General features: G+C 70.9%; 20 protein-coding genes and 1 pseudogene. 2 read left to right on the top strand and 19 right to left on the bottom strand.

Features of this window, described 5'->3' with window-relative positions; genetic code table 11:
- Positions 1-541: 541 nt before the first annotated feature.
- A pseudogene (locus ACIRPU_RS41780) lies at positions 542-1,189 on the top strand (alkene reductase); the annotation flags it as partial.
- 58 nt (positions 1,190-1,247) lie between these two features.
- The gene (locus tag ACIRPU_RS41785; RefSeq protein ID WP_403877686.1) at positions 1,248-2,756 is read left to right on the top strand and encodes an MFS transporter; all 1,509 of its coding nucleotides are present in this window, start codon (positions 1,248-1,250) and stop codon (positions 2,754-2,756) included.
- A 40-nt stretch (positions 2,757-2,796) separates the two neighbouring features.
- Here the strand turns inward: ACIRPU_RS41785 and ACIRPU_RS41790 are convergent, their stop codons facing one another.
- The 19 genes from ACIRPU_RS41790 to ACIRPU_RS41880 form a co-directional block, all read right to left on the bottom strand.
- Entirely contained in the window at positions 2,797-2,934 is a 138-nt protein-coding gene (locus tag ACIRPU_RS41790; protein ID WP_403877689.1) for a hypothetical protein, read from the bottom strand.
- A gap of 17 nt (positions 2,935-2,951) precedes the next feature.
- Positions 2,952-3,533, bottom strand: a complete 582-nt coding sequence (locus ACIRPU_RS41795; protein ID WP_403877692.1) for an NADPH-dependent FMN reductase — start codon at positions 3,531-3,533, stop codon at positions 2,952-2,954.
- Positions 3,534-3,619: 86 nt separating this feature from the next.
- The gene (locus tag ACIRPU_RS41800; RefSeq protein WP_403877694.1) at positions 3,620-4,261 is read right to left on the bottom strand and encodes an antibiotic biosynthesis monooxygenase family protein; all 642 of its coding nucleotides are present in this window, start codon (positions 4,259-4,261) and stop codon (positions 3,620-3,622) included.
- Positions 4,258-5,121: an NAD(P)H-binding protein gene (locus ACIRPU_RS41805; protein ID WP_403877697.1), complete on the bottom strand. Its 864-nt coding sequence runs from the start codon at positions 5,119-5,121 to the stop codon at positions 4,258-4,260. Before ACIRPU_RS41805 ends, ACIRPU_RS41800 begins: the two co-directional genes overlap by 4 nt.
- A gap of 42 nt (positions 5,122-5,163) precedes the next feature.
- Positions 5,164-6,213 carry a DUF6081 family protein gene (locus ACIRPU_RS41810; RefSeq protein WP_403877699.1) on the bottom strand — a complete coding sequence of 350 codons (1,050 nt, stop codon included), beginning with the start codon at positions 6,211-6,213 and terminating at the stop codon, positions 5,164-5,166.
- Between the two features lie 130 nt (positions 6,214-6,343).
- On the bottom strand, positions 6,344-6,928 hold the full coding sequence (locus tag ACIRPU_RS41815) for an NAD(P)H-dependent oxidoreductase (RefSeq protein WP_355709778.1): 585 nt from the start codon (positions 6,926-6,928) through the stop codon (positions 6,344-6,346).
- Between the two features lie 149 nt (positions 6,929-7,077).
- Positions 7,078-8,178: an acyl-CoA dehydrogenase family protein gene (locus ACIRPU_RS41820; RefSeq protein WP_403877704.1), complete on the bottom strand. Its 1,101-nt coding sequence runs from the start codon at positions 8,176-8,178 to the stop codon at positions 7,078-7,080.
- Positions 8,179-8,208: 30 nt separating this feature from the next.
- Positions 8,209-9,432 carry a cytochrome P450 gene (locus ACIRPU_RS41825; protein WP_403877707.1) on the bottom strand — a complete coding sequence of 408 codons (1,224 nt, stop codon included), beginning with the start codon at positions 9,430-9,432 and terminating at the stop codon, positions 8,209-8,211.
- Between the two features lie 86 nt (positions 9,433-9,518).
- Positions 9,519-10,385 carry an NmrA/HSCARG family protein gene (locus ACIRPU_RS41830; protein ID WP_403877710.1) on the bottom strand — a complete coding sequence of 289 codons (867 nt, stop codon included), beginning with the start codon at positions 10,383-10,385 and terminating at the stop codon, positions 9,519-9,521.
- Positions 10,386-10,496: 111 nt separating this feature from the next.
- A complete protein-coding gene (locus ACIRPU_RS41835) occupies positions 10,497-11,297 on the bottom strand; it encodes a methyltransferase domain-containing protein (RefSeq protein ID WP_403877713.1) in 801 nt (266 codons plus the stop codon).
- 413 nt (positions 11,298-11,710) lie between these two features.
- Complete coding sequence (locus ACIRPU_RS41840; protein WP_403877716.1) at positions 11,711-13,135, bottom strand: MFS transporter; 1,425 nt, start codon at positions 13,133-13,135, stop codon at positions 11,711-11,713.
- 80 nt (positions 13,136-13,215) lie between these two features.
- On the bottom strand, positions 13,216-15,573 hold the full coding sequence (locus tag ACIRPU_RS41845) for an SDR family oxidoreductase (RefSeq protein ID WP_403877719.1): 2,358 nt from the start codon (positions 15,571-15,573) through the stop codon (positions 13,216-13,218).
- 2 nt (positions 15,574-15,575) lie between these two features.
- Positions 15,576-16,511, bottom strand: coding sequence for an aromatase/cyclase (locus ACIRPU_RS41850; RefSeq protein WP_403877722.1), 936 nt, complete (start codon positions 16,509-16,511; stop codon positions 15,576-15,578).
- Positions 16,512-16,552: 41 nt separating this feature from the next.
- On the bottom strand, positions 16,553-17,338 hold the full coding sequence (gene fabG, locus ACIRPU_RS41855) for a 3-oxoacyl-ACP reductase FabG (RefSeq protein ID WP_355709762.1): 786 nt from the start codon (positions 17,336-17,338) through the stop codon (positions 16,553-16,555).
- Between the two features lie 94 nt (positions 17,339-17,432).
- A complete protein-coding gene (locus ACIRPU_RS41860) occupies positions 17,433-17,705 on the bottom strand; it encodes an acyl carrier protein (RefSeq protein WP_403877725.1) in 273 nt (90 codons plus the stop codon).
- A 100-nt stretch (positions 17,706-17,805) separates the two neighbouring features.
- The gene (locus ACIRPU_RS41865; RefSeq protein ID WP_403877728.1) at positions 17,806-19,020 is read right to left on the bottom strand and encodes a ketosynthase chain-length factor; all 1,215 of its coding nucleotides are present in this window, start codon (positions 19,018-19,020) and stop codon (positions 17,806-17,808) included.
- The gene (locus ACIRPU_RS41870) at positions 19,017-20,288 is read right to left on the bottom strand and encodes a beta-ketoacyl-[acyl-carrier-protein] synthase family protein (RefSeq protein WP_403877731.1); all 1,272 of its coding nucleotides are present in this window, start codon (positions 20,286-20,288) and stop codon (positions 19,017-19,019) included. The genes ACIRPU_RS41865 and ACIRPU_RS41870 overlap by 4 nt, the downstream gene beginning before the upstream one ends.
- Positions 20,285-20,614 (bottom strand): TcmI family type II polyketide cyclase, encoded by a 330-nt coding sequence (locus ACIRPU_RS41875; RefSeq protein ID WP_403877734.1) that lies wholly within the window; start codon positions 20,612-20,614, stop codon positions 20,285-20,287. Before ACIRPU_RS41875 ends, ACIRPU_RS41870 begins: the two co-directional genes overlap by 4 nt.
- 57 nt (positions 20,615-20,671) lie before the next feature.
- On the bottom strand, positions 20,672-22,141 hold the full coding sequence (locus ACIRPU_RS41880) for an FAD-dependent monooxygenase (RefSeq protein WP_403877737.1): 1,470 nt from the start codon (positions 22,139-22,141) through the stop codon (positions 20,672-20,674).
- Between the last annotated feature and the right edge of the window lie 392 nt (positions 22,142-22,533).

Consider the following 22,533-nt stretch of genomic DNA (forward strand, 5'->3'; position numbering starts at 1 on the left):
CCCTCGGACGCGTTCGTGCCGTTCCTGGACTACTGCCGGCAGCGGCTGGCGGACGACCCACATCTGTGGGCGTCCACCCTGTTCGACAAGGTCACCGCACTCGGTTATGCGGGCGCCTATTCCACCTTCACCCGCGCGCTTCGCCGTTATCAGGTGCGTCCGCACTGCGAGCCGTGCAAGGCCTCGACAGGCCGGGACGTCGCGGTGATCGCCCATCCGCCGGGCGAGGAGATCCAGTTCGACTGGCTGGAGCTGCCCGACCCGCCGGAGGAGTGGGCGGTGGGCGGGCATGCGCACCTGCTGGTCGGGGGGCTGGCGCATTCGGGCCGGTGGCGGGCGGTGCCTGCAGCGCGGGCGCACGAAGAGCACCTTTCCTGTGGTGCGATCGGTGACGGTCCGCAGGTGCGCGGATGCGGTCATCGGGCTCCCGCTGTCCCTCGTCAGGGTTGCTGTGAGAGCCGGCGCGGGCCGCGCAGTGTTGCGTCGGTCGCCGCCGGTACTGATCCAAGCTCGCACTGCTGGCACCATCAGGAGATAGATCCCGCGCGAACTGACCGAGGCCGAGATCGAGCAGACCGTCGCCGACCATGCGACGGCGGCCCGCAACGCCGTCGAGGCGGGGTTCGACGGCGTGGAACTGCACGGCGCCAACGGGTACCTGATCCACCAGTTCCTCGCCCCCAACTCCAACCAGCGCACCGACGGGTGGGGAGGCTCGGTCTCCGGCCGGATCCGGTTCGCCGTGGAGGTGACCTCCGCGGTGGCCGCCGCCATCGGCGCCGCGCGCACCGGCCTGCGCCTGTCGCCCGGGGCCACGATGAACGGCATCGACGAACCCGACCCGCGCCACGTCTACGAAGCACTCGTGCGGGAGCTCGCGGGGCTGGACCTGGCGTACCTGCACCTGATGGAGGCCGGCGACCGGGATCTGACGCTCGCCCTGCGCCGGCAGTTCCCGGGCGCGTTCATCCTCAACCCGTACACCGAGGGCCGCCCGACCGGGCCCGAGGAGCTCGCGCTGGTCGAGGACGGCACCGCCGACCTGATCGCCTTCGGACAGCTCTTCCTCGCCAACCCCGACCTGCCCGCCAGGCTCGCGGTCGACGGCCCGTTCAACACGCCCGACCCGGCCGCCTTCTACGGGGGCGAAGCCGCGGGCTACACCGACTACCCGGCCCTGTCCGCCTGAGATCCCGCACCGCCGGGGGCCCGTCCGCCCCCGGCCATCCCGGCAAGGACACTCCGCCATGACCGGTTCCTCCGCTGTCTCCCCGGGAGCTCCACGGGCTCCCGAGCAGCCCCGCGAGACTGCCGCCGCCCCCGATCCCCGGCGCTGGTGGGCACTGGCCGTCATCGCCACCGCGCAGCTGACCGTCCTGCTGGACGGCACGATCGTCAACATCGCCCTGCCCTCGGCGCAACACGACCTGGGCATGAGCGACGGCAACCGCCAGTGGGTCATCACCGCCTACACCCTCGCCCTGGGCGGCCTGCTCCTGCTCGGCGGCCGGGTCGTCGACATCTTCGGCCGCAAGCGCGCCTTCGTCACCGGGCTGCTCGGCTTCGCCGCGGCCTCCGCGCTCGGCGGGGCGGCCACCGCCCCCGGTGTCCTGTTCACGGCCCGTGCCTGCCAGGGCGCCTTCGCCGCGCTCCTGACGCCCTCCGCGCTCTCCCTGCTGATCACGACGTTCACCGAACCCAAGGAACGGGGCAGGGCGTTCGGCGTCTACGGCTCGATCTCCGGGATCGGCTCCGCCGCCGGGCTGATCGCGGGCGGTCTGCTCACCGAGTACCTGAACTGGCGCTGGTGCATGTACGTCAACGTCCCCATCGCCCTGGGTGCGGTCGCCGCCGCCCTGTGGATCCTGCCGGCCGGTGCTCGTGGAACCGCCTTACGGCTCGACGTTCCCGGCGCCGTACTGGGCTGCGGCGGGCTGACCGCCGTCGCTTACGGGTTCAGCGAGGCCGAGCCGCGCGGCTGGCACAGCCGCCCGGTCCTGGGCGCGCTGGCCCTGGGCGCGGTGCTGCTCGTCCTGTTCGTCCTCCGGCAGACCCGGGCCCGCCACCCGCTGCTCCCCCTGGGCATCGTCCGTGACCGGCGCCGGGCGGGCGCGCTACTGGTGACCGGTCTCGGCCAGATCGGCATGTTCGGGCTGCTGCTGTTCATGACGTACTACTTGCAAGGGGTCCTGGGCTACTCCGCGGTCGCCGCGGGCGTGGCGTTCCTGCCGCTGACGGCGGCGATGACCATCGGCGTGACCCAGATTGCCGCCCGACTGGCGCCGCACACGGCACCGCGTCGGGTGATCGTCCCCGGCCTGCTGTCCGCCGCGCTCGGCATGCTGCTGCTGACCCGGATCGACACGGACTCCGCCTACGTCTCCCATGTGCTGCCGGCCATGGTGCTGTTCGGCCTGGGCCTCGGGAGCGCGGGCATGACCGCCATGGTCGCCGCCACCAGCGGTGTGCTCCCGCGCGACTCCGGTGCCGCCTCGGCCATGGTCACGACGTCCCAGCAGATCGGCGGGTCTCTCGGCACCGCGGTGCTCAACACCGTGGCCGCGAGTGCCGCGGCCCGTCACCTGGCCCACTCCTCCCGGACCGACGCTCTCGCCCGGGCCGAGAGCACCGTGCACGGATTCACCGTCGCCCTGTGGGGGGTCGTGGGCCTCTTGCTGCTCACGGCGGCCGCGGCGGCCCTCCTCGTCGACGGCCCGGCACCGCAGCGGGCCGAACGCCGGGACGCCGTCGACTGACGGACGGTCGACGAGCGGTCGACGGGACGGGCCCGGCACCTCAGTCGATGCCCCGAAGGATGTGCTCCTCGTCGGGCTCCCCCTCGTCCTCCCCCGCGAGCAGCGGCACCGGTGTTACGGTCACCGCCGACACGTCGGGAAGGCGCTGCGACTCCCACTCCGGCTGGTCACGGACCATGGCTCCGCGCTCCCGTCTCAGGCCTTGTAGGGGTGGCGTGTCCGTGCCGAGCGCAGGGCCTCCGCCCACCAGGTGAGCTGGTCCAGCAGGACCTTCGCCGCGGTGTCGGCGCCCGGCCTGCCGGTCGGTGCGCCGTCCTCGTCGAACTGATCCCAGGCGTTGTGGAAGCTGACCGTCTCCCGGACGGTGACGGCGTGTGTCTCGGCGAAGACCAGGCGCAGGTGCTCGACGGCGCGCAGTCCACCGGCGAGCCCTCCGTAGCTCACGAACCCGACCGGTTTGGCCTGCCACTGGGTGTAGTGCCAGTCGATGAGGTTCTTGAGTCCGGCCGGGAAGCTGTGGTTGTACTCGGGCGTGACCACGACGAACGCGTCCGCGCCGGCCAGCCGGGGCGTGACCTCGGCGAGGACGGCTGAGGTGCGGGCATCCGGGCTCGTTGCCATGGTCAGCGGCAACGGGTGCGCCGCGACGTCGACGAGGTCCACCCGCAGTCCCCCGTACTGCTCGGCACGGCCGGCGAACCAGTGGGCGACCGTGGGGCCGAAGCGGCCGTCGCGGGTGCTGGCGACGATCACGGCGAGGCGAAGCGAATCTGTCATGGTGACCTTCCGGCGAAACGGGTTCCGACACTGACGGGAACGGCACACCGGCCCGAAGGCCGGCGTGCCGTGGTGTGCGAACCGGCTCAGGCCGCGTCGATGTGGGCGGCCACCGTGCACAGGAGGTATTCGGGCTCTGCGGCCTCGAGACGGGCGATCTCCTCCTGTCCTTGCGAGATCCTCGGATCGGCCATCCAGGCCCGGTACGAGTCCTCGTCCGCCCACATCGGGTAGTTGACGAAGGTCGTGCCGTCGAGGCCGAGGTGAGGGGTGGCCGAGATGAAGCCCCGGTGGTGACGCTTCCATTCGGCGCTGTCCTCGAGCAGGTCCATGAGCAGCGGGAAGCAGTCGGGGTGACGAAGGTGACGGGTGGCGACCGCCACGACTTCCGGTGGCAGGCCGAGGGCGGGGCCGGAGATGGCCGGTGCGGGGCGCCCTCGGAAGGCCGTCGTCGTGGGCGTCCGGGACCGCCGTCCGTCGGCCGGCTCCGCCGTCCGCAGGGCCTCACGGTGGTCCTGCTCGCTCCGCCACAGGGAGCGGGTGATCACCGAGCGGCCGTCGGCGCTCACGTGCACACGCGAGGACAGGAAGCCCGGGCTGTGCCGCAGTCGCAGCGTCGTGTCGTCGGTGATGCGGGCGACCAGGGCAGGGACGGTTTCCGCACCGTCCGCGACCAGGACATCGAAGGTGACCAGTCCAGCCTCGGGTTCCGGGGCGGGACGGGTCATCGGAAACTCTCCGCCCGTTCCGTGGCCCAGGAGCGAAAGGACCTGGCCGGACGCCCGGTCAGTTCCTCCACCACGTTCGACCCCACCTCGGGCTGCTTGGTGAGCATCGCGAAGTAGTCGAGCGCTCCGTCCGCGTACGACGGCGGCCAGCCGGTGTCCACCATCGCCTGCCGGGCGGCGTCGTGTTCGATGTCCTCCCAGCGCAGCGACCGTCCGATCACCTCACCGATGATGCGCACCTGGTCCGCCTGGGAGAGCTCTTCCGGGCCGGAGACCAGGTATTTCTTCTTGGCGTGTCCGTCCTGGGTGAGAGCCGCCGCGCCGACGGCGGCGAGATCCGCCTCGTGCACGGAGGTGCGGGTGGCGGCACCGTAGGGGTGACGCACTACGTCCCCCGCGCGAATCTGCGGGGCGAATCCCATGGCGTTGCAGTGGAAGCCGGTGGTGCGCAGGAACGTCCAGTCCAGGGTCGTCCCCTCCAGCAACTGTTCCAGGTAGGCGTGGCAGTTGTTGTCCACGGGTTCCAGACCGATGTGCACGCCGACCGACGAGACCAGGACGACGCGGCGTGCCACGGCCTCGATCCTGCGCACCACTTCCGGAGCGGTGTCCACGTTGAGCGTGAAGAACGGCCACATGAAGAAGACGCCGTCGACTCCTTCCAGAGCGGCGTCGAGGCTGTCGGGGTCGCCCAGGTCACCGCGGAAGATCTCGACGTCTCGGGGAAGACGGTCGGCGTGGGGATCGTCCGGCAGTACCAGGGCACGCACCGTGGCGCCGGCGGCGAGGAGTTCCGCCGCGGCGAGCGGTCCCAGGTTTCCCGTGGCCGCGGTCACGAGAACGGTGTTCTTTTTAGTCATCAGCACTCCCAACAGTGGATCGGTACGACGACGGGGTGGCGTTCAGTCCTGGGTGACGGTGATGCAGTCGACGTCGAGCTCGACTCCCTGGCCCCACAGCCGGTTGCCCGCCCGGCTCGTCTCGTCCACGAACGTCTGCCGCGTCGGGGTCACCAGTCGCGGGACGTAGTAGTCGATGGCGGAGTCGATACGCACGAGGCCCCGCGGCTCCGTGCCCATCGCACCGTCGAGGAGGGTGAAGGTGCCCAGACCGCAGTCGAGTTGCCGTGGGGCGACCGTCCCCTCGGTGCCGCCGTGGTCGAGGGTCATGTACGAGCGGTCCAGGGAACGCTTCCCCACGGCCGACACCGTGAGCACGCTGGCGCCGTCGACCGACCAGGTCACCTTCCCGAGAGCTCTGTTGTACGAGATCTTGAGCGTGTCCTGCTGACCGGAGGAGGAACGGCTCGCGACGGGCACGGCGTAGGAGTACGCCGCGTACGTCTGCGTGTCCGACGTGCGTCGCCGCTCGTAGACGGCGTAGATCTTCTTGTTGGTGACGAAGAAGTCGAAGATGACGCCGCTCTCCTGATCGGTGAACAGCATCACGCCGGAACCGAGTCGGGGGTCGGCGTCGGGATCGGAGACCGCGGAGCCGAACGGCTGTTGCTTCATGCCATAGCCGACGGACGCGAGGGTCGTCGAGCAGGAGAGGCTGCCGCTGGAGGGGGTGTCGAAGCCGTCGACCCCGGACGAGGCGGTGTGCTTGAGCATCGCGGCCCACTTGATGTGGTCCCAGGTGCCCAGGCCGCCCGCGGACTGCTGACCGGTCGTCGAGGTGAAGGCGGGCTGGCCGGTGGTCGGGTTGGTGCCGGGCGGCACCACCTTCAGCCCGGCCGACGAGGTGGTGACGGTGCCGTCGGCCGCCGCCGGCGGGTTCCATTTGGCGCCGGTTCCCGAGGTCGTGAAGCCGGCCGAGAAGTCGTCCTGGAGCAGCACGGTGTTCTGCTCCGTGTCGTCCGTCCGGGCACTCGCGTTCCACGGCAGCAGCACGGCGACGGCCGCGGCGGCTATGGAGACGGCGAGGGACTTGGTTCTTCGGGTGAGAGTCATGATCGCTCCTGTCGTGACGTGCGGGACCTCGGTCCCTCGTGAGACGAGCGGGTGGTCCGGCCGAAGAGACCGGACCACCCGCTCGAGCTGCTCCGCCGGGCGGGTCTGCCGACACCTCCCGGAAAGATCGTCAGGCGACGTAGGGCCTCTTCTCGCGTGCCTCCCGCAGGGACGCCGCCCACCAGGCCAACTGGTCGAGCATGATCTTGGCGGCGCCGTTGGCGCCGACGGCGTCCCTCGGCCGCCCCGCGTCGTCGAACTGCTCCCAGACGTTGGCGAATCCGACGCCGTCGCGCAGGGTGACGGCGTGCAGTTCGGAGAAGACGAGCCTCAGCTGCTCCACCGCTCGCAGCCCGCCGGACCTGCCGCCGTAGGACACGAAGGCGACGGGCTTCGCGTACCACTCGCTGGTGTGCCAGTCGATCGCGCTCTTGAGCACGGCGGGATAGGCGTGGTTGTACTCGGGGGTGACGGCGACGAAGGCGTCGGCGGCGGCCAGCCGGGGACTGACCGTCGCCAGCGCCGCTCGTGCCGGGGGCGCCGGGGTCCGGCTGATGAGGACCGGCAGTCGGGCGGCCGCCAGGTCGAGCACATCGACGTCGAACTGTCCGAACCGCTCGGCCTGTTCGACGAACCAGCGGCTGACCGTCGGTCCGGAACTGCTGTCGGGTGCGCTACAGGTGAGAACAGCGAGACGTATGCGCGCTTCTGCCATGGCGTGCCTTTCGCGTGAGGAAGCGCTTCGGTGACCGGGACACGCCCTCGTGCTCCGGCCGGAACCTGCCGGGTGGGGCCACGGACACGTCGTCCCTCTTCTCCGGCCGGTCGGGTGCGCGAGCCCCCGGTTCCGCAAGGGCAGGCAGGTCAGTCGGTGCGCACCAGACTCGCGGTGTACTCCAGCGCGGCCGGCTCGAACTGCAGGACACCGTGGGTGACGGCACCTTGGACGTCTCGCCAGTAGCGCTGCAGCGGGTCCGACCGGTCCTGGCCGCGTACACCGTTGCCGTGGAAGACCAGGTCCACGGCATCGGCCAGGGCCTGGGCCGCGTACGCGCTGTCCCGGCGGCTGCGGGCAACCAGATCGGGGGTCGTACGGCCCTCGTCCGCGGTCCGCGCGATCCGCTCCAGGAGCAGCCCGGCCGCGTCCGCCTCCGCCGCGGCGCGCGCGAACGCGGTGCGGGTCGACTCCTTCGCCGGCCGGTTGCCGGCGCCCAGCCGCTCGGCGGCCAGGGCCAGAGCGCCGCGGGCGGCCCCCAGGACGGGCGCGCCGAAGGTCAGACCGTTGACGGAGAAGAGCGGTACGGCGTTGAGCGCGGGGACGTGCGGGCCGGCATCTCCCGAGAACAGGTCTTCGCGCGGGAACGACCGTTGTTCCGGAACGAAGACGCCGTCGAGCGTGATCGAATGGCTGCCCGTACCGCGCATGCCCAGGGTGTGCCAGGTGTCCAGGACGGTGAAGTCGGAGCGCCGGACGGCGAAGAAGCGGCTTCCCGTGCCGTCCTGGCCGGGTCCGGGGCCCAGGACGAGGGCCCAGTCCGCGAAGTCGACGCCGCTGACGTAGGACCAGGTTCCGCTGACGCGCCAGCCCCCGTCGACCGGTTCGGCGCTGCCCTGGGGCACCACGGCGGTCACCAGCCGGGTGTCCGGGCCCTTCTCCCAGACCTCGGCCTGGCCGTTCTCGGGCAGGTAGGTGGCGAAGCGCCCGGTGTGGGCCAGCAGGGAGGCGATCCAGGCGGCCGAGGCGCATCCCTCACCCACCGAGGCGACGGCCGTCGTCACGGCCGCGTAGGACACGGGTTCGCCTCCGAGGGACTCCGGCACGAAGCGCCGGGTGAAACCGGCCTCCACCAGCGCCTCGGCGACCTCCGGGTGCAGCCGTCGGTCTGCGTCGGCGGCGGCCGCCCGGCGCGCAGCCGTCTCGCCGGCGGCACGGGCCGCCTCAAGGAATCCGGACTGAGTGGACAACGGGCTACCTCCTGTAGCGGTCTGGGTCGGTCAGGCTTCCTCGGCGGAGGCGAAGGTCACCGGCAGGTGTTCGAGCCTGTGCACGATGAAGTTCTGCTTCCACCTCAGTTCCTCCTCCGCGACGGCCAGGCGCAGACCGTCGGTTCGGCTCAGCAGTTCTCGGAAGGCGATCTCGCCCTCCAGCCGGGCGAGGGGTGCGCCGAGGCAGAAGTGGATGCCGTGGCTGAAACTGAGGTGGCCGTTGGTTTTGCGGGTGATGTCCAGGCGGGACGGGTCGGGGAAGCGCGTCGGATCGTGGTTGGCCGCCGCGATGGAGACGGCCACGTGGTCACCGGGCTGGATCTCCACGCCGCCGATCGTCAGCTTCTCGGTGGCGAACCGGTAGGTGACGGTGGACACCGGGCTGTCGAGGCGCATCATCTCCTCGACGGCCTCCGGCAGTAGGGAGAGGTCGTCGCGCAGTCGGCTGAGGGCGTCGGGGTGGCGCAGCAGCGCGAGCAGACCGTTGGCGATGAGGTTGACCGACGTCTCGAACCCGCCGACGAGCAGAATGAAGGCGTTCGACCGCAGTTCCAGGTCCGACAGCGAGTCTTGCCCGATCTGGGCCTGGAGCATGCCCGAGATCATGTCGTCGCCCGGGTCGGTTCGCCGCCGCTCGACGAGCGAACCCAGATAGGCGTCGAACCAGCGCCCCGCGCCGACGAGTTCCTGTGGTCCGGAGGAGGCGTTCATCCCGGTGATGACCTCGGCGCGCTGCCCGAACTCCGCGCGGTCCTCGAACGGGACGCCCAGCATCTCGCAGATCACGGCGATGGGCAGCGGAAGGGCGAGTGCGTCCACGATGTCCGCCGTGCCCTGGGGCAGCATCGCGTCCACCAGTTCCCGGGTGATCTTCTCCACCCTGGGACGGAGCTGTTCCACGCGGCGCGGGGTGAACGCCTTGGAGACGGCCCTGCGCATGCGCGTGTGGTCCGGCGGATCGCTCAGCATCATGTGCCGGGTCAGCACGAAGTCGTCGCTGTACATGCCGAGGTACTGCCTCAGCTCCGGTGCCGCGGCGTCGGCGCCGCGCACGAGACGAGGGTCGGAGAGGACCTCGCGCACCTCCGCGTGCCCGGTCACCAGCCAGGCCGGCATACCGTCGGGCAGCGCCACGCGGTGCACGGGGCCGGGCCGCCCGAGCTGTTCGAACAGGGCTTGGGGATCACCGAACAGTTCTGTTTTCAGGGCGACTTCGCCCTCGATGTTGATCATGTCGTTCCTCACGGGTAGGCCCACGCCACGGCAGCCCCGGCCTGTGAAGGGCCGGGGCTGCCGTGGTGCGGGGATGTTGCCGGGAGTCAGGCGGCGGGCGCCGACCAGTTCTCCCGAGCCCAGGACTCCAGCGTGGTCAGGCCGGGGTGGACGGCCCGGAGAGCCGGGATGTCGGCGCGGTAGCCCTCGCGGTTGAACCAACCGAACATGATCGCCGCTTCTTCGCTGAAGGAGCGCAGTTCCTCCAGCGGTTGCTGACGGAAGGTGACACTCTCCCCCGCGATCCGCGCGAACACCTCGGCCATCTGGGGCCCGGTCAGCGCCTCACCGGCGATCTCCGTCCGGCGTCCGAGATAGCGGTCGGGGTTCTCGAAGGCGTCGGCGGCGAAGAAGCCGATGTCCTCGACGGTGATCATCTGCAGTGCGGTGTCCGGGTTCAGGGCGAGCGAGAGCACCAGGCCGTCATCGGTCCGGGCGGGGCCGATCATGGTGAAGTTGCTGGTGAACATGGCCGGCTGGAGGACGGAGACCGGCAGGTCGAGCTTCTCCAGGTACTGCTCGATACGGCCCTTGCTCTCGAAGTGCGGCACCCCGCTGCCGCGGTCGGCTCCGCCGACGGAGCCGTAGACGAGATGAGTGACGCCCGCGCGGACCGCGGCGTCGGCCACAGCCTTGCCCTGGCGTTCCTCGCCCTCGACCCCGTCGGGGCCGGTGAAGGTCTGGACGCTGTAGACCCGGGAAATGCCGCGCATGGCCGCGTCCAGTGAGGACGCGTCGTCCATGTCGCCGGTCACGAGCGATGCACCCGCACTCGCGAGCGCCTGGGCGGCATCGGACCCCGTGTCGCGAACGAGCGCCCGTACGGCGTGTCCACGGCGCAGCAGTTCCCGGGCCACCGCGCCGCCCTGACGACCCGTCGCCCCGAAGACCAGGATTTCGTCGCTTGCCGACATCGTTCTCTCCCTCTGGCAATTTACTTGGCCCACCAAACATATTACTTGGTGGGCCAAATATCTAGGATGTGGCAGCCCGCGGGGCCGTTGCGAAGCGTCGGCCGGGCAGCGTCAGGCGTCCGGACGCCGACCCCACGCCGAGACAAGCAGCGTCGTCATGTCCTGGCCCTCCGGTCGGCCCAACAGGTCGATGAAGTCCGCGAGTTCGTCCTCCGTGACCTTGCCGGACTCGACCAGGGCACGGCCCTCCTGCCGAAGCCTCAGGCCGATCAGTTCGTTGTCCGCGGCCGACTGGCCCGGTCCCGCCGGGGTGAGCCGGGAGCCGACCGACTCGCACCCCGCGCGGGCCAGTGCAGCGGGGAGATGCCGCGCCCACGCCATGTCGGCCCCCTGCTCGCCCATGTGCCGCACATAGGCACCGACGAGGGTGCGCCCCACGGCGGTCGGGGCATGCTCGGCCGGCAGGTAGTAGAAGTCCTCCACGACGAGCCATCCGCCCGGCGCGAGCCACCCCAGGGCGCTCGCCAGCATCGCGTCCGGATCCTCGAGGTGTTCCAGTACGGCCCTGGCCAGCACGAGATCGAAGGAGCCCGCGCCGAAGTCCTTCGCGGTGACATCCGCCTGCTCTACCGACAGATTCCCGGCCCGCCCGGCCTCCAGGCGGCTGGTGTCCACGTCGACCGCGAGGACACTGCCTTCGGGCGTCCGCTCGGCCAGCCAGTACGACATCGACCCCGCGCCCGCGCCCAGTTCGAGGCAGCGCCAGTCCTCCCGTACGGGAAGGGCCTCCAGAACGGCACGCGTTCCCGGGTCGTACTTCCTCTCGAAGAGCCGGACCTGGTCGAGCTGGGAGACCCGGTCCCGGGTCAGCGACCCCGTGCTGTACGACTTCGCGGAGATTCCGCTCGCCATGGCACTGCCTCTCTGCGGCCGGCCCGCCGCGACGACATGCTGGGGGAACACTGATGCCAGCTTCTTCGGCGGCGAAGCGCGATTCAAGCGATCTTGTGTCATATCTGTGTGAGGACATGTCACGTCGACGTCACGCGCGCGCTGCCGGAGCCGATGCCTGGAGCAGGGGCCCTCACCGAAGTCCGCCGCACGGCCGCCGAACCGCTCGCGGCGCCTGGACGGCGACCGCGCCCCAGCGCCCACGACCGCAGCAGACGTCCGCGACGGACCACCCTTCGATCGGGCGTCCGCCCGCGCGCCGAGGCGGCCCGGTGCGGGGACTGCGTCACAGTCCCGATCCCGGCCCCAGGCACAGGCCCCCGCACGACGGCCGGACACGGATCAAGCCGGTCCAGGGGCGGCGTCGGCGGCTGTCATGAGCTCCTCTTCGTTGGCCCGGGGGCCGCGGCCGGTGTCGGGCGGAGTCCGCTCAGTCCCGCCGCCGCGCCCACCAGGCCCACCCCGGTCACCAGCGCCAGCGCGGCCCGCCGGCCGGCCGGCACGTCGGCCGTGACGCACGCCGCCGTCGCGGCGATCACCACCGCCGCGCCCAACTGCACGGCCGTCTGGTAGGTGGCTCCCGCCAGGCCGCGTTCCGCGGGCGCGACCCCTGCCGTCGCGGAGACGTTCAGCGCGGCGAAGGCCAGCACGAAACCCGCACCCACCAGCACCAGAGCGGGCAGCGTCCCGATCGCGTACGGCCGCTCCGGCGACTGCCACAGGCACCACCCGTACCCCAGCGGCGGCAGCGACAGACCGACGGCGATCAGCCGGGCCACGCCGAAGCGGCGCACCATGCGTCCCGACCACAGCGCGGTGACGGCCAGCGGCACACTGGCCGGCAGCAGGGCCAGCGCGGTGCGCAGCGGCCCCCAGCCCAGCACCGACTGCATCTGGAAGGTCAGGACGAACAGCAGCCCCAGGTAGGAGCCGTTGAGCGCGGCCGCACCGAGCGCCGAGCGGATCAGCATCCCGTTCGAGACCAGCGAGGCCCGCAGCAGCGGAGCCCGACTCGTACGTTCGATGAGGACGTGGGCGACCGCCAGCACCGCGGCCGGCGCGAAGGCCTCGACCACCCGCGTACCGGATCGGCCCGTGTCCGGTACGGCGGCGATGCCGCACACGAGCGCGAGCAGCGACCCGGTGAAGGTGACCGCGCCGGCGACGTCGTAGACGCGCGGCCGCGGCGGGTCCGGCCGGTCCCCGGGGATGAGGCGCAGGCCTACGGCGAACAGGGCGACGACCACGGGCGCCGGGAAGACCAGCGTCCAGCGCCAGCCTGCCTGGGTGAGCAGTCCGGAGAGCACCAGCCCGGCGGTGAACCCGCTGGCGCCGAAGAGCGTGTACACGGACACCGCCCTGTCACGGTCGGGCCCCTCCGCGAAGGCCGTGGTGATGATGGCCAGCCCGACGGGCGCGGTGAGCGCGGCGCAGAATCCTTTGACCACCCGGGTGGCCACCAGGAGTTCCGGACTGCTCACCAGGCCCGCGACCAGCGACGCGGCCGCGAAGACCAGCAGGGCGGTGAGGTAGACGCGCCGTCTGCCGAGCAGGGCGACGACACGGCTGCCGAACAGCAGCAGCCCGCCGAAGCCGATCGCGAAACCACTCATCATCCACTGCGTGATGGCGGGTCGCAGATCCAGGTCGTCGCCCAGGGACGGCATGGCGACGGCCATGACCGACACCTCGAGGGCGTCGATGAGCATGTTGCCTGCGAGTACGGCCAACAGCGCCCACATCCGCGGGGTCCAGGCCGTCGGAGCGGATGACGGGCCGGTCGTACGAAGTGACGTCATCGTGTCTTCCAGTCGGGAAGGGCCGGCCGCGCACCCGCGGCCGGCCTGGTCGGCACGCCGGCCGGGGTCACGGGGTGGGCTCAGCCCAGCAGGGTGCCACCGGTGGCGTCCACGAACGAGCCGGTGATCCAGCGCGCGTCGTCGGAGGCGAGGAACGCCACGACATCCGCGACGTCCTCCGGTTCGCCGACCCGGTTGAAGGCGGACAGTGCGGCCATCTGCTCCACGGCCTCCGGGATGCCGAACACCGGGTTGCCGTTGCGGGTGATCCCGGGAGCCACGCTGTTCACCGTGATGCCCCGCGGACCCAGGTACTTGGCGAAGTGCAGGGCGAGCTGCTCGACCGCGCCCTTGGTCATGGCGTAGGCGATCTCGTCGGGGTTGGCGAAGCGGGTGAGCCCGGAGGCGATGTTGATGATGCGCCCGCCGTCGGGCATGTTCTTCAGGGTCCGCTGGATCAGGAAGAACGGCGCCTTGGCGTTGACGGCGAAGAGCCGGTCGAAGGTCTCCGGCGTGGTGTCCTCGGGCGCCACCCCGCCCATCACACCTGCGTTGTTGACCAGGATGTCCAGTGCGGTGGAGCCGGCCCGCTCCCGCAGCCCCTCCTCCAGTCCGAGGAAGAGCTCGTGCACGTCGCCGGGGACCCCGAGCTCCGCCCGGACGGCGAAGGCCCGGCCGCCGTCCTTCTCGATGGCGGCCACTGTGTCCTCCGCCTCCTCCTTGCCGGTGGCGTAGTGCACGGCGACGAGAGCGCCCTCGGCCGCCAGCCGCAGGGCCGTCGCCCGGCCCATGCCGCGGCTCGAACCGGTGACGAGCGCGGTCTTTCCGGTGAACCTGTTCATGTCGTCCCTCTGTCTCGTGGTCGGCGCCGTCCGCGTCGCGGCGGCCCCGGCCGGTCGGGTGGTCTGTGGTGTGACGGTCCCGGCAGGCCGCACGGCATGCGCGACCGGTGCCGCCACCTCGGCGACGGGCCGTCCGAACCAGCGCCGCAGCGCTTGGACCAGCCCGTCGGTGTCGGCGTCGGCGCGTACGACGTGCCCGTCCGGGCGGACCAGGACGCAGTCCGTGCCGAGCGTCCGGACGGCGGCCGGACAGGCGGCCACCGTGCGGACACGGTCGGCCCACGGCTCCACGACCCCGCGCAGCGCTGCGGTACGACCGGCGTCGCCGCCCAGGTCCAGCAGGAGTCCGCCCCCGGCCCTGAGCAGAGCCGCGGTCGTCGTCCCGCCCTCCGCGGTCGTCACCGGCACGATCGGCAGCCGGGCCCCGAGCAACGAGTGGTCGCCACTGCCGACTTCGTAGCGGACGTCGAGGCCCGAGATCATTCCCGCGAGGTGTTCCCGCACCTCCCCCTCGGCCATCAGTTCGCCGAACACCGTCCGCAGCGCCTCGATCTCGGGGCCGCCGAGCAGCAGCGTGGCCTGCGCCCGGATGTTGGCCAGCACCCGCTGCCCGACGGCGTGCCGCTCGGTGTGGTAGCTGGGGAGCAGTCCTTCGGAGGCCTTGCGGGCGACCTGGATGGCCAGCTTCCAACCCAGGTTGACCGCATCCTGCAGACCGAGGTTGAGGGCCTGGCCGCCGATGGGCATCTGCCGGTGCGCGGCGTCCCCTGCGTAGAGAACGCGCCCGTCGCGGTATTGCGCGAGTTGCCGGGCGGCGTCGCCGAAGGAGTTCACCCACAGCGGGGTGCCCTCGGCGATGTTCTCGCCGGTCACCCGCTGCCAGGCCTCGGCGATCTCCGCGAAGTCCGGCTCGGCGGTGCGCGGCCGGACGGTCGCGCCGAACTCGTGCACCATGACGCGGGTGACGCCGTCGGCTCTGCGGGCCGCGATGGCGAGCCCCCGGTCGAGGCGCTCGAAACGGCGATCAGGGATGCGGATGCCCGCCACATCCGCCCTCAGCAGCTCGCGCCCCGCGTCCTCGCCGGGGAATGCGGCCCCTGTGAGGCGCCGTACGGTGCTGTTCTCGCCGTCACAGGCCACGACGCACAGGGCCCGCACGCGCACGGTGCCGCTCGCGGTGACGGCCACGGCCTCGACATGGTCGTCGAGCACCGACAGTTCGCGCAGTTCGTGTCCGCGTCTGAGATCGGCGCCGAGCGACAGGGCCCAGTCCTCGAGGAGTTCCTCGGTGCGGGTCTGCGGCACCTTCCACTGGCCGGGGTAGGGGCCCGGCAGGGTGAGGTTCAGGGGCAGCCCGCCGAAGTGCCCGCGGGGCTCGTCGGGCGGGGTTCCGAGCTTCTCCAGCAGGCCCCGGCTGTCGAGGATCTCCATGGTGCGGGCGTGCAGGGTGGAGGCACGCGATTCCGTCGTACGGCCCCCGCGACGCTCCAGGGCGATCACATCCGCCCCGCCGAGCCGGAGTTCGCCGGCCAGCATCAGGCCGACGGGTCCGGCGCCGACGACGATCACCTGGGTGTCCAGGCCGTTCGGCGTCATGGTCAGCGCTTGCCCTCTGCGTGGTCCTTGGCATGGCCAAGGGTGGCGCGGCTGTTGGTGCTCAGGGCGGCCCGGACGTAGTCCTTGGCGTCCTCGACGGTGGCGTCGGGGCCGAGGACGCGAGCGATGTTCTGCGTGTTGAGGACGACGGTGTGCTGGGACGAGGCGGAGACGCCGTCCGTGTCCTCGGTGAAGGTCCAGTAGCCGGTGTGCAGGACCATCAGTGCCGGCAGCGTGACCTGCTTGTAGGCGATTCTGTGGTGCGGGAAGCACACGCGGTACGACTTGGTGGTGTGCGTGCTGCCGTCCTTGGCGCGGGTGTCCATCTCCAGGGTCTGCAGGCCCGGGGCGTCCTCGGTGAGGTGGACGGTCGCCACGTGGGGCAGCCGCTCGGGCCACAGGTGGGCGTCGTTGACGAAGTCGTACACGTCCTTGGCGGAGCCGTTGATGCGGACCGTGTCCTCGAAGGAGAACGTCAGGTCCTCGCTGGCGTGGGCGTGTTCGACGTTCCCCTTCAGTGCCGCGAGTTCGGAGCGGGAGTTGCGGTCGACGGCCTCGTCGATCCACGCCAGACCCCCGGGGTCGTCGTCGACGGCCCGGTAGTCGTGCAGCAGCCGCACCCGGGACTCCGTGTCCGAGACCGGCTCGATGATCCAGGTGCCGCCCATGGCCGCGACGGGCGGCGCGGTGACCTCCTGGCGGAAGGTGATGCGCAGTGCTCCGGGGTCCAGAACGCGACGCGAAGTCCAGTTCTTGGCCTCGCCGTTGGCGGTGGCCCAGATACGGATGCGCTCGGTGTTGCCGTCCTGCTCGACCTCGTCGACATAGATGGTCGGCGGGAAGATCCGCGGCCAGTTGCGGACCTCGGCGATCAGCCGGTAGACGGCCTGGGCCGGGGCGGAGACGGTGATCTCGTGCTCGACCTCACGGGTGGTCATCGTGAACCCTCCTTGGCAGACGGTGACGTGGACGGGGGAGCTCAGAAGTTTCCGAGGCCGCCGCAGACGTTGAGGGCCTGCGAAGTGATGGAGGCGGCGGTGTCGGAGGCCAGGTAGCCCACCAGGCCGGCCACTTCCTCGGGGGTCGAGTAGCGGCCGAGAGGGATCTTCGCCTGGAACTTCTCGAGGATGGCGTCCTCGGTGGTGTCGTACGCGGTGGCGTAACCCTGGCGCACGCGCTGCGCCATCGGCGTCTCGACGTAGCCCGGGCAGACCGCGTTGACCGTGATGCCGGTGGGGGCCAGCTCGTTGCCGAGCGCCTTGGTGAAGCCGACGACGCCGTGCTTGGACGCCGAGTACGGGGCGCCGAGAACGACGCCCTGCTTGCCCGCGGTGGACGCGACGCTGATGATCCGGCCGCGGCTCTTCTCACGCATGCCACCGGTGGTGAGAACCTCGCGGGTCACCCGGAAGACGCTGTTGAGGTTGGTGTCGATGACGTCGTTCCACAGTTCGTCGACGATGTCGGCGGTCACGCCGCCGCCGCTCCGGCCGGCGTTGTTGACGAGCACGTCCACCGTGCCGAACCGGTCCACCGCGGCCTGCACGAACGCCGCGACACTGTCCTGCGACCGGACGTCCAGGGTGGTGCCCTCGGCCTCCAGGCCCTCGTCCTGGAGTCGCTTGACGGTCTCGGCGACGTCCTGGGCGCTGCGTGCGCCGATGAACACCTTGTGGCCCTGGGAGGCCAGGAGGCGGGCGACCGCGAGACCGATGCCACTGGTGGCGCCGGTGACGAGGGCGACCCGCTTGTCCTGCTGCGACATTTTCTCTCCTGCTTCTCTGCCTTGGGTGGCTGGGGTGACGGACACCGGCGGGCCGCCGGGCGGCGCGGACCGCCCGGCGGCGCGCCTCGGTGGCTCAGGCGGCGCTGCCCGCACCCGTGAGGTGCTGGTTGACGGCGTCGATCAGGGCGCGCGGCGTGCGGGAGTCGGTCAGCGCGGAGTCCTCCAGGGCGATGCCGTACTCCCGCTCGATGCGGCTGCCGGTTTCCAGCAGGGCCAGCGACTCGTAGCCGAGATCCTCGAAGTCGGAATCGAGGATGTCGCCGTCGAAGTCCACGCCTTCGTCCGCGCCGGCGCTTTCGCGCAGGACGCGCTTGAGGTCGTCGAGTGTGAATTCCTTGGTTGCCACTTCGGGTTCCTTGTCCTCGTCGGGGGCTTGGGGAGGGTGACGGCCCGCTCGCGCTCTCACATGCCGGCCGCGGCGGGGTGACGTATTCGCCGAGCCGGCTCTAGTCCACGGCGCGCACCACCAGTGCCGAGTTGAAGCCGCCGTGTCCCCGGGCCAGGATCAGGGCCGTGCGCAGGACGGCCGGGCGAGCCTCGGAGACGACCAGGTCGAGGGCGTACTCGGCGTGGGGGTCGATGTGCACGGTAGGCGGGATGAGTCCCTCGGCGATCGCCAGCAGTGCGGTAGCCACGTCGAGGGGGGCCGCGCCCGAGTAGAGCCGTCCGGTCATCGTCTTGGGTGCGGTCACCGGGACGCCCCGGGGCCCGAACACGCCGGTGATGGCCTCGGCCTCGATGCGGTCGAGCTCGGGGTCGGCGGCCGCGTCGGCGAAGACCACGTCGATGTCGTCGGGCGCCAGGTCCGCGTCGGCGAGGGCGATGTCGATGGCCCTGCGCAGTCCTGGTTCACGGCCGCTGCCGGGCCTGGGGTCGAAGGTCGCGCCGTACCCGGCGATCTCCCCATAGACCCTCGCCCCGCGGGCACGGGCGGCGTCGGCGGCCTCCAGCAACAGGATGGAGCCGCCCTCGCCAGGCACGTATCCGCACGCGTCGCGGTCGAAGGGAAGGTAGGCCCGGCTGGGTTCACCGCTCGTGCTGAGCCGCCCGCTGGCCAGTTGGGCCACCCAGCCCCAGGGGCAGATCGAAGCGTCGATGCCGCCCGAGACGATCAGGTTCGTGCCCTTGCGGATCTGCCGCCTCGCCTGGGCGAGGGCGTCCAGACCGCCGGCCTGGTCGCTCACGACAACGCCGCTGGGGCCCTTCATCCCGTTGCGGATGGAGATCTGGCCGCTGTTGACGGCGTAGAACCAGGCGAAGGACTGGTACGCGGAGACGTACTGACTGCCCTGGCTCCACAGCTTCTTGAGTTCCTCCTGGCCGAACTCGAAGCCGCCGGACGCGCTGGCCGTGACCACGCCCATGTCGAACTCGGACAGTTCCTCGGGGCGTACCCCGGCGTCGGCGAGCGCCCAGTCGGCGGTGACGAGCACGATACGTGTCATACGGTCGGTCTGCGGCAGAAGCCGGCTCGGCAGGTGTTCCTCGGCGACGAAACCCGGTATCTCACCGGCCAGTCGGGAAGGGTAGCGGGACGGGTCGAAGCGGGTGATGCGCCCGATGCCGCTCTTGCCGTTGCGCGTGGCGTCCCAGTAGTCCTGGGTCCCGAGCCCGTTGGGGGACGCGATGCCGAGTCCGGTCACCACCACGGAGGCCGTCATGCCGCCCTCCGGTCGGGCCGGGCCAGCACCATGGCGCTCTGGAAACCCCCGAAGCCGCTGCCCACGGTGAGGACCGTGTCGGTCAGCTGGTCACGTGCCGTGAGCGGCACGTAGTCCAGGTCGCACTCCGGGTCGGGGGTGTGCAGGTTCGCCGTGGGAGGTATCACGTTGTACTCCATCGCCAGGGCGGACGCCGCGATCTCGATGGAGCCGATGGCGCCGAGCGAATGGCCCACCATCGACTTGATGGAACTCACCGGGGTCCGGTAGGCGTGCTCCCCCAAGGTCTTCTTGAAGGCGGCCGTCTCGTGCCGGTCGTTCTGTTTCGTGCCGGAGCCGTGGGCGTTGATGTAGTCGATCTCCTCGACGTTCATCCGCGCCTCGTCGAGCGCGACCCGGATCGCCTCCGCCATCTCCGCGCCGTCCGGCCTGAGGCCGGTCATGTGATAGGCGTTGCTGCGGGTGGCGTACCCGGCGACCTCCGCGTAGACATGGGCGCCGCGCGTGCGGGCGTGCTCCAGGTCCTCCAGGACGAAGACGGCGGCGCCCTCACCGAGGACGAACCCGTTGCGCGTGCCGTCGAACGGGCGTGACGCGTGCTCGGGGTCGTCGTGGCGTGGGGTGGTGGCCTTGATGGCGTCGAAGCAGGCCATGGTGATCGGGGAGATCGGCGCGTCGGAGGAGCCGGCGACCATGACGTCGGCGGATCCTTCACGGATCAGCTCGACGGCGTAGCCGACCGAGTCGATACCCGACGTGCACCCGGTGGAGACCACGAGGTTCGGCCCCTCCGCGCCGACGGCCCAGGCGACCTCGGCGGCGAACGAGCTGGGCACCAGGTAGTTGTAGAGGTGCTTCGCCGCGTACTCGTGGTCGACGAGGTCGAGGCGTCCGCCGTCGCTGACCGCGCGGTACTCCTCGTCCAGCCCCATGGTGGCGCCGACCGCGCTGCCCACCGTGACGCCGATCCGGTGCGGTTCGAGGGCGTCGAGGTCCATGCCGCTGTCCGCCACGGCGCCGCGCGCCGCGACGACCGCGAACTGTGCGGCCCGGTCCATGCGCCGCACCTCGTGCGGGGTCAGCCCGTGCTCGTAGGGGTCGAAGTCGATCTCGGCGGCGACCCGGGAGCGGAACGGGGAAGGGTCGAAGAAGGTGATGCCGCGTGTGGCGGTACGGCCGTCGCTCAGCAGGTTCCAGAAGTCCTTGCGGCCGACACCGCCGGGTGCCAGTACCTCGATGCCGGTGATGACGACCCGTCGTCCCGTCACGCCGACGCCTCCCACGTGTAGAAGCGGGTCGCCATGGCATCGGCGGGCGAGCGCCAGGTGGCGGGGTCGTAGGCCTCGATGAAGGGCTTGAGGTCCTCGCTGATCGTCACGAAGCGCGGATCGGCCTTGGCCTGCTCGATCCGCTCGCCGCCGTCGGGGGCGTCGAAGTCCTGCAGGTGGAAGTACAAGCCCCGGTACGAGAAGAGCTGGCGTCGCCGGGTGCCCATCAGGTGGGGCATCTCCGTGGCGTCGAACGCCGAGAACAGTTGCGCCACGTCGGCACTCGATGCGGCAGCCATACGGGCGACGATCAACGTGCTGTGCATGTGCTTCTCTCCTCCACAGCTGACAACTCCAGGGGGTGTGCCGGGACCCGGTCCGGGCTAGCGGGCCGGGCCGAACCAACGCTCCAAAGACATGGGCAGGTCGTGGTGGCTTCCGGGTGCCGCCCAGGCGACGTAGCCGTCGGGGCGGACCAGGACGGCGGACGTGCCGACGGGTATGTCGTTCTCCGACGTCGCGTGCGGGGCGGCGGTGACGATGTCGACGCGATCGGTCCAGCCCGCGGCCCTGCGGCGCAGCCGGGCGTTGTCGGCCAGATCGAGGAGCACACCGCGTCCGCCCTGGAGGAGGGCGGTGCCGCGTGTCTTGAATGCCTCGCCCACCAGCTCCAGGTCGGGCATGCGGCGCCCGAGCAACGGGTGGCTGCCGCCGCCGACGTCGTAGCGGATCTCCAGTCCGCTGACCATCGCGGCCAGGTGGCGGCTGACGACGTCGTACCCGATGAGCTCGGTCAGCACGTCGCGCAGGGGTTGCATCTCGGCGCCGCTGAGGAACAGCAGTCCTTGGGCCCGGGTGTTCATCAACAGCCGCCGGCCCACCGGGTGACGCTCGTCGTGGTAGCTGTCGAGCAGCGTCTCGGGGGCGCGGCCGCGCACCACGGCGGCCAGCTTCCAGCCCAGGTTGACCGCGTCCTGGATGCTGGTGTTCATCCCCTGCCCGCCGGCCGGCAGATGGATGTGCGCCGAGTCGCCGGCGAGGAGGACCCGCCCGCGCCGGTAGTCGGTGACCTGGCGGGTGGCATCGCCGAACGAGCTGACCCAGATCGGCTCCCCGTGGGAGATGTCCTCGCCGGTCACCCGTTTCCAGCCCGCCACCACCTCGTCGTACGACGGTGCACCGGTACGGCGTCGGGGTGGAGTGCCCCGCTCGCACAGGATCAGTCGGGTGATGCCGCCCGGCAGCGGGCCCACCATGACCATGCCGCCGGGAAAGGTCTCCCCGATCATGCGCGGGTCGAGGTCGAGGCCCTTGACGTCGGCGAGGAACATCTCCAGGGTCGCGGCGGTGCCGGGGAAGTCGAAGCCGGCGGACTTGCGCACCACGCTGCGCCCGCCGTCGCACCCCACCAGATAGCCCGCCCGCAGCTCGAACTCGCCGCCGGGCCCGCGGACATCCACCTCGACGGTGTCCCCTCGGTCCCGCAGCGCGATGACCTCGTGGCCGCGCCGCAGATCCGCGCCGAGCTCCACGGCCCAGGCTTCCAGAACGGCTTCGGTCTGCGACTGGGGAATCGATTTGGCCGCCTGGTGAGCGCCTTCGAGCACCCCGAAGTTCACCGGCAGACCGCCGAAATGGCCGACATTGCTGGTTTCCACGTCTCCGAACCTGGGCAACAGACCCCGTTGATCGAAGACCTCCATGGTGCGCGCAGTGAAACCGAGGCCTCTGGATTCCCCTGTACGTTCCTCAAGGCGTTCCAGGACAATGACATCGACCCCCGCGAGACGCAGTTCGCCGGCCAGCATGAGCCCGGCCGGGCCTGCGCCCACAACAATCACCGCAGCGTCCATGTACCCCTCCTCCGGCATCATCGGGAATTCCTCCCACTTCAGGATTTCGACGTCTGTGGCAGAACGGCGGACGTTGACGCCGGTCACGCTGCACGGCGAGACAATGCAGCGGAAGCTAGCCATAATCCTCTTCGCCCGGAACGCATCCTTCAAGGGAGCCTGAGTCACGCCTATGTGAAGTTCCGTCATATATGTGCAGCGCTTCCTCCCGTTTCCATGGAGGAACTCCTCAAGAAACGCCTCGGGCCCGTCCGAAGAAGATCGGACGGGCCCGAGGAAATGCGTTGTGCGGCTGCTGTCAGTCCTTGATCTCGCAGATCGCGGCGCCGGAGGTGATGGACGCGCCGACCTCCGCGGCCAGGGCCTTGACGGTGCCGGAGCGGTGCGCGTTC

Source organism: Streptomyces sp. NPDC102259, from assembly GCF_044766465.1.
GTDB lineage: Bacteria > Actinomycetota > Actinomycetes > Streptomycetales > Streptomycetaceae > Streptomyces.